This window comes from Acetanaerobacterium elongatum, from assembly GCF_900103835.1.
Taxonomy (GTDB): domain Bacteria; phylum Bacillota; class Clostridia; order Oscillospirales; family Ruminococcaceae; genus Acetanaerobacterium; species Acetanaerobacterium elongatum.
The window spans coordinates 83,966-91,420 of the sequence record NZ_FNID01000010.1 but is presented as its reverse complement, the minus strand read 5'-3'; the positions used below and the strand labels follow the sequence as shown (position 1 = coordinate 91,420).

At 50.5% G+C, this 7,455-nt stretch carries 8 protein-coding genes; 1 reads left to right on the top strand and 7 read right to left on the bottom strand.

Annotation, left to right across the window (positions count from 1 at the left end):
• Positions 1–200, top strand: a 200-nt coding sequence (locus tag BLR50_RS05030; protein ID WP_205408659.1) for a transposase, incomplete at its 5' end; no start/stop codon positions are given.
• A gap of 190 nt (positions 201–390) precedes the next feature.
• Here the strand turns inward: BLR50_RS05030 and BLR50_RS05025 are convergent.
• The 7 genes from BLR50_RS05025 to BLR50_RS04995 form a co-directional block, all read right to left on the bottom strand.
• A complete protein-coding gene (locus tag BLR50_RS05025; RefSeq protein ID WP_092639196.1) occupies positions 391–807 on the bottom strand; it encodes a DUF1492 domain-containing protein in 417 nt (138 codons plus the stop codon).
• Positions 804–1,115 (bottom strand): VRR-NUC domain-containing protein, encoded by a 312-nt coding sequence (locus tag BLR50_RS05020; RefSeq protein ID WP_092639194.1) that lies wholly within the window; start codon positions 1,113–1,115, stop codon positions 804–806. The genes BLR50_RS05025 and BLR50_RS05020 overlap by 4 nt, the downstream gene beginning before the upstream one ends.
• A 155-nt stretch (positions 1,116–1,270) precedes the next feature.
• On the bottom strand, positions 1,271–3,817 hold the full coding sequence (locus tag BLR50_RS05015; protein ID WP_092639192.1) for a phage NrS-1 polymerase family protein: 2,547 nt from the start codon (positions 3,815–3,817) through the stop codon (positions 1,271–1,273).
• A gap of 2 nt (positions 3,818–3,819) precedes the next feature.
• Entirely contained in the window at positions 3,820–4,257 is a 438-nt protein-coding gene (locus BLR50_RS05010) for a DUF7768 domain-containing protein (protein ID WP_092639190.1), read from the bottom strand.
• A gap of 7 nt (positions 4,258–4,264) precedes the next feature.
• On the bottom strand, positions 4,265–6,190 hold the full coding sequence (locus BLR50_RS05005) for a bifunctional 3'-5' exonuclease/DNA polymerase (RefSeq protein ID WP_092639188.1): 1,926 nt from the start codon (positions 6,188–6,190) through the stop codon (positions 4,265–4,267).
• A gap of 66 nt (positions 6,191–6,256) precedes the next feature.
• Positions 6,257–7,009, bottom strand: coding sequence for a hypothetical protein (locus BLR50_RS05000; protein ID WP_092639186.1), 753 nt, complete (start codon positions 7,007–7,009; stop codon positions 6,257–6,259).
• A 23-nt stretch (positions 7,010–7,032) separates the two neighbouring features.
• Positions 7,033–7,449, bottom strand: coding sequence for a gp33 family protein (locus tag BLR50_RS04995; protein WP_092639184.1), 417 nt, complete (start codon positions 7,447–7,449; stop codon positions 7,033–7,035).
• Positions 7,450–7,455 lie beyond the last annotated feature (6 nt).

Genomic DNA, 7,455 nt, shown 5'->3' with positions numbered 1-7,455 from the left:
ATAGGCATGCAAATTTGAAGTATAAGTATGGGAACAGGCATTTCTGGTGCAGAGGATATTATGTTGATACAGTAGGAAGAAATGCAAAAGTAATTGAAGAATATATCAAAAACCAATTACAAGAAGACATAGCTTCAGATCAAATATCATTCAAAGAATACATAGACCCGTTCACGGGTAGCAAGGAAACAAAGGCATGAAAAACGAACAGCCGCTTTAGCGGCTGCCCGTAATAGTAATGCGGTTGGCGGAACCATTCAGTGCGTCTTGAGACGCTGTGCCAGTAATATGCCCTTTTAGGGCTGGTGCATACCACCAGTTTAACTGGTGGTTTTGATTCTTTTGGTAATTATAATACTACCAGACGAAGGACATGAAAAACAATGAACTTTACTGCACACCTGTAGGCACGGTCGTATTCGCCAGTGCCTGTTCGTGCATCTTGTATATATTACGCACACTGTAGTTCATGGCTACGGCAATCTGCTCCCAGCTCTTAAAGCAAAGGTAACGCAGTTCTAAAAGGGTTTGGTACTCCGGGTTTTCAACAGCCTTAATGGCCAGAACTAACTCACGTTTCAAATCCACAAGCGCGTCAATATCAGCATTGATCTCATTCTCAAGATCAATCATTTTGACTATGATGCCCTCCATCGAATGTACATTGCGGGTTCCGCTTGACGGCATGTCTGTCAGGGTGGACGTCGCTTTTGTAGAAAGCTCACGCAGAGAAACGATCTGCTCCAGCTTGCTGTTGATGCGCTGGTCAAGCCGGTAGGCTTGTCCGAGATATTCCTTAATACTCATAGGGCCAAATCCTCCTCGTTTTCAAGTCGAATAATCCCATTCACAATGGTCTTTGCCTCCGCAAGACACGTTACTTTGCAGGCGTTGCCTCCGGCTTCGATGATTTTTTGAAGTGTTTTTTCTTGAAGCTTTGTCAGCTTTCCGGACGGCGTTTTCACCTCAAAGGCGACAAACCTTCCGCCTATGCAGGCGATAATGTCCGGAATACCGGCTGTACCGTACATACCGCCATGCTCCTTAAAGCAGAAGCAGCCCGGTATTGTCCCGAGATATCGAAGGATAGCGGTGACAATATCTTTCTCAGCCATGACGACCTCCTTTGTGTTTCCTTGTTTCCTCGTTTCCGCTTTTTCAAGAGGTGTCTATCTTTTTACGCGCACATGCGTACGTGCACACACGAGAAAGAACAACTTATCCGTGTAGATATAGAAATGAACGATAATAGGAAACAAGGAAACAAAAATTATGCAAGTGGTTCAATATCTGAACCGTTAAAATTTGTGATGTCTGTGCGTTGTTGCAGCAGGCCGAAATCAAGAACATAGGCCTTGGCGTTACAATCTGGGAAGCGCACCTGCTTGTAGGTGATAAACAGATCCGAATTGCGCAGCTGCTTGAGAAACTGGGCATAGGGCAGACATTCGCCCGTAATGGCATAGTCACGACGATACTTGGTGTAGTGATCGTAGACCTTGTTGAAACGGATTGCCACTTGTTCCCTTCCTTCGAGAAATGACCACTGCGTTCGGGGGTCCAGACCCATGCGTGCCATGATTTCAAGGCTTTGCTCGATGATACCCTTGTTCACCAAGCTGCCGTCAAGCAGATATTCCTTTGCCGCATAGGTAAGATAGTGGTAACAGGCGTCCAATGTAATGTTGAAAACCTGCGTCCATGACAGCGATTTCATTTTGCATAGGCGTTCCAGAAGCCGAAGTCCCGCACCGCAGCAGGCCAGATTGTTGAGGATACGGGAAGGCAGGCTTTCGTCAAAGTGCGTAAGGGCCTCCGTATACCATGCTTCTGCCTCCGCTGCGTCGGTGCAAAGTGCGGCCTCCAGCAGACTGCGGCCAAGGTTGCCGAGCGCATCGCTCATTTTGCACAGACGCATAAATACCCTGCGGCATTCTCCAGACTTAAGGTCTTTCTTTGAAAACAGCAGCTCAATACTGCGTTCACGGATAGCCGATTCATCGGGTGACTCCTCACCGGCGACAATGAGCGGTGCGGTAAGCTCGTAGTACACCGTGCTCTGGTCCGCTCGGCCACGGGTACCTTCATGCCCGTCATAGGCATCGCGCATATGGTTATAAAGGACATCGAGCTTATACTTATCGATTTTTGAAGGCTTGAACTCATCCAAAGGCTGCGGCACCAGGTTGCTGGAGGCCGAATCCTTCATCAGCGTAAAAGCGGTTACCTGCGTAGCAGCCGCAACTTTTACGGGTCCGAAAACAGGCAGGATGACTCGTTCCAGGGTGTTGCTCTTGCCGCTGCCTGCCTCACCGATCAGGAACAGGTGCGGGTATTTAATCTGCGCCTTTTTCAGATGGCTTTTCAGAAAGCATCCGGCACACCAGGCAAGCACCGCCACCGTTTTAGGGGCTTCATTGTATCCAAGCAGCAGCGGCCCGAGGTCACATAAAGTTTCGGGGGATAGGGAATCAGTAGAAAGAAGGCTACTTAAAATATTGCGGTATTTCTCAAGCTGCACCACATCCTGCACCACATTGCCTCCGGCCTCCATGGCGCCGTCCGAATCGACATACACCCAGCGCCCTGCAATATGGTACAGACCGAGGGCCTTGACGCCGGTTTTACGTACCCAGTCTAAATCGGAGATATAATTTTTCAGCAGCTCCAAATCCCCCTCGGAGCCCGTATAGCTGAGTGCGATGGTGCGCTTATTCAGAATGTTCTTGAATTTCTGCAGGTTGGAGAAATCGGTGGTCATAAAGGTCTGCCGGAAAATCTCGCCTTTGAAGGTTACCAGATCGGCGGTAAGCTGCGTTTCGTCTTCGGACACAATCATCTCCACAGGCTTTACAATGAAATTAGTCAGTGCATAGACCGCCTCACCTTTGGAACGAAAATAACGGCCTTCATACTCAAATACGGAGGTATCACCTCCAGAGCGGTAAGAATCGCTCACTGTCTCGATGGCCTTGCTTAAGGTCTCTTCTCCGTAGGTAGCGCCGTCAGCATGATGCTTGACATCCCATTTCTCACGGTACAGCTTGCTTTGACGAAACAGTCGGTCCATCTGCTCGCGGTTCTTACCTGTCCAGAAAGCCAGCTTGCAGCACAACGCCATATCCGCTTCTGACTGGCTTGAATAGCTCTCCTGCCATTTGCCCTCCCACAAGGCCATAAACGCTTCGCCGTTTTCAGTGGCGGAGGCCTTTTCAATAATCTCCTCGTCGGTAAGCGGCTTTGCGGGCTTATTGCCTTTCTTGCGCTTGGCTGCAGCTTTCTTTGGCGGCTTAATATATGTTTCATGAATCCAGGCAAGTGTACCGTTATCTTCAGCTACCGTATCGGGTGTGCCATCCAGACGCATTCCTGTCATCGTGAAGTAGCGGCCAAAGGAGTACATCTCCACGCCGGATTTGGTGTTTTTGTTACCGCCTTCCGGTATTCGGCCTTTGATAAAGAGGTGCAGACCTTCGCCGGATGGACTGATTTCGGTATAGGTATTTGCCCTTTGAACGATACTTACAGCCTTTTCTGAGAGCTCGCCGGTTTTTGCATTGCGGCAGTGGTCAATGTCAACACCTACTAAACCGTCGTCCTTAGTAAAAACAAAGCCGACGCCGGTAAAGAGATATTTCTCCTTGGCCGCAAGTGCTGCCTCGACGGTAGTCCATGTCTGAGGATTGGTGGAGGATGCTTTTCTTCCGTTACAAGGGTTGTAGGGAATCTTGCTGTCTTTGTCCTTCTCGGGAGCGGGCTCCAGACGCCAGCACACCCATTGTTTCAAAGACGCAAGCTCATGAGAAAACTGGTGCACCGCTACTTCACCTCCTCGCAGCTGTCTGTAAAGTAACGAATGGGTAATCCGCGATGCTTTGCCTTCTCAATTTCCACCGCCATGCCACGGGTGATGTTTCTGCCGAACACCCATAGCTCCTGGCATTTGCTCATGAAAACCATACCGAAGAAGATCGCGTTTGCGCGCTCCTTCGGGTCATCGTCATCCATAAACTGCGGAAAGAGCAGGTGAGGTGCGAAAGGAATACATCCCCGGCTTACAGCAAAACGCGAATAACGCTGTGCCCGGCTGACGTTTTGCTCTGTATTCAGTGTGCCATCCTTTGATCCTGCATAGGGTGAACAGATAAACACCATAGGCCGGAACACCGAGGCCTTGACTTCTTTTTCTATGTTTAGCATTGCTTCGTAAGCGGTGGGGTCATAGTACCCCTCGCTGTTGTACTTGTTTATACCCATAGGGCTTTTAATCCTCCAGTTCTTTTAAAGTCCCGAATGAGTCACCCACAGCGGCTTCAGCCACGATGGGAACGTCGAATCCAGGGAAGGGCGGTGCCTCCATGCACTGCTTTACAAAAGCTATGGCTTCAGCCACTTTGTTTTCAGGAATCTCAAATACCAATTCATCGTGGATTTGTAACAGAGGCCTAAGCCACAGGCGCTCGGGCAAGCCAGCAATAATTCGCCCAAGGGCAAGTTTTAAAACATCCGCTGCCGTACCCTGAATGGGCGTATTAAGTGCACATCGCTCGGCGTAGGATTTTCTGCCCCAATCCGAAGAACTGATATCGGGCAGATATCGGCGCCTGCCAAGCCAGGTTTGTGTATATCCGCGTTTTTGGGCCTGACGCTTAACATTCTCCTGCCATCGTGACAGCATGGGGTAACCAGCCTTAAGATTGTCAATGATGGTTTCACACTCCGAAAGCGGGGTGTCCAGTCCTGCCTTGAATCGGAGCGTTCGCTGCAGGCCTTTGGCAAACAGCCCGAAGAACACTCCGAAGTTGCAGTTCTTGGCGATGGTACGGCGCTCCTTGTATTGCCCAGCGTTCTTATTGGCAGCCTGTTCAAAGGGGATATGGTAGATAACCGAGGTGGTCTGCGCATGGATGTCACCACCGCTGCGGTAGGTTTCCAGCATCCTGTCATCTCGGCAGTAGAACGCACCGACGCGCAGCTCAATTTGCGAGAAGTCGAGTGACAGCAGTACCTTGCCCTTGGGGGCTACAATAAACTTACGTACACCGACAGGGTCATTGCCCTTGCGGGGACAGTTCTGCAGGTTGGGATTGCGGGACGCAAAGCGGCCTGTTTCAGTACCAAGCGGCAGAAGGTCCGGGTGGATGCGGCCGGTTGCTCCGCTGATATGGCGTAAATATCCGTCTATGTAGGTAGATTTAATTTTGCCCCACTTGCGGTATTCCTGTATCAGCTCAAACAGCGTCACCAGCTCGGGGCGGTTCTCACGGCACCAGTCTGCAAGCAGAATCATGGTTTCATCATCTGCGGCCTCCTGGTACTTTGCAGTGCTTTTGAGCACAGGAAGCCCTAAGCCTTTAAACAGAAAGCTCTTAAACTCTGAGGTGCTTGCATTGGCTCCTATGTTGACATCTCCAATGATGGAAGCTATCTTATCCTGAAGCTCGGCAAGCTTTAAATCTGCTTCCCGTTGTTTGCACAGCATTGTGTCCTTATCCATCGGCAGGCCGTTGTATTTCATCAAACCGCAAAATACTGCCGTAGGAGACTCAATCTGTTCCACGATAAAACGGTGGTTCGGAAGATAATGGTCAAACCAGTTATTGAAGAGGTGATATAGGCGAAGGGTGTAATCTGAGTCGGCACAAGCATAGCGGATGGTTTCTGCGTCCTGCGGATCGAGCTCATCAAAAAAGTGTCCGTCAGTCACGGCTTCAAAGCTTGGCATCGCGGCATCGAATAGCTGTGAGGCAAGCATCTTAAGGCCGCTGTCCGACAGCTGCCGAAACTCTGTACTGCTTTTGAGCGTCATCTGGCTGGCTGCAATCGTGTCATAAACGGGGGGCTGGATCACGATACCTCGGGCGTACAAAAACATGGATTCGAAGCTGATGTTGTGCGCCACCTTTGTGACATTGGGATTCAACCACACCGCCTTGGTCAGATAATTGATGATCCCTTGCGGGTCAGATGAATTACGCCCGACGCGGTGGGTAAACGGTACATAGATGGCGGTACCCTCCGAAACGGAGAAGCTGACGCCGACGATCTCAGCTTTGTGAGCATCAAGCGCGGCCTTATCCTCGTTACGGAAATTGTTCATAGGCGCAGTTTCAAAGTCGAAGGCGATGATATCAGCGCCTTCGAGGTATCGGTGTATTTCTTCATGCGTAGTTACGCATTGGTAATTCATACTGGCTCCTTACTGCCCAGCCGCATGGGAGGGGAGACACGCTCCACTCCCGCGCCGGACAGATGATTATTTCAAAGGTTCGATAACCTCGCCGGTTTCAGGGTCAACATTGATGGGCATTTCGGCAGGCTCGTCCATGTCGTAGCCGACCTTCCGGCTCATAGCCTTCACCTGATTGGCAAGAGGACGGACGGCGGCAATTTCCTCGTCGGTAAGAACACGGTCGATACCGAAGGTCGCTTGAGAATATGCGATACCGCTGTTGCTGGACGCCTTCTTCAGTGCAAATTTGGTAACCACGCCATAAGACTTTCTGCCCTTGCCGAGCAGACGCTGGATGTACCGGGTGAACTCCTTTATTGAGCCGGTAGGGAGGGACAGGATAAGCGGGAATACCTCGCCCTCACGGAGCAGATAGATACGGCGGCGGTTCTTGCAGGCCTTGCCGTTGTTTTCAGCGCTGCCGAACTGGTTGAGGGGACAGGTTCTGCACTTGCCGCCCGGATTGCCCTCGCCGGTAATGCCGTCATAGCTTCCGCAATCCGGAGGGTTGGAGCCGCCGGTATACTTTTCCTTGTAAAAGGCAAACACCGGATGATGGTACAGGATGACAGCGGAGAACTCCTTAACGGTATCGCATTCATCGGAATCCTCACCGGGTACCTCATACACGGTACCGCCTCCGCTGGGAATCTTGATGCGGTCAAAGGTAAGGTCAAGCCCCGCCAGTTCATCGGCAATGGACTCTGACATATTGAAATCGGCTACTAGAAGATAGCCACTCTGCGCAGTGGTTGTAAGTTCTTTGTTTTCAGACATAAATTTATCCTCCTAAAATGTTGTTATTTCGTAACATTGCGGATGTTGACGGTAGTTTTCTCGTAAGGGTTAACCAAGCCGTCCAGCCAAGCAGGGAGTGCATCTTCGTTTTCGGACATCCGCTCCTTAACAAAGGCCGACAGACTATTGGCGTTCACTGTTTCGTAAACTAGGTCACCGAAACCCTGCTCCCGTAGTGCCGTATAGAGTTCGTCCTTGCGACCGGCGACAGCTGAGGCACGGACGGTAGAGCTGAGATAAAACATCGTGCCGTTACGGTTAAAGCTCTGCGTTTCGGTATCGAGCATGAGCTGCGCCAGTTGCTGTTCGGTGGATTCGATGTCGGCGTTGATCTCCTTGAGCTCCTGTTCGGCATATTTCTTGCTTTCACGCAGCTCTTTCAGCTGCTCAGCCAGTTCAAACATACTTTCTGATTCCATATTTGT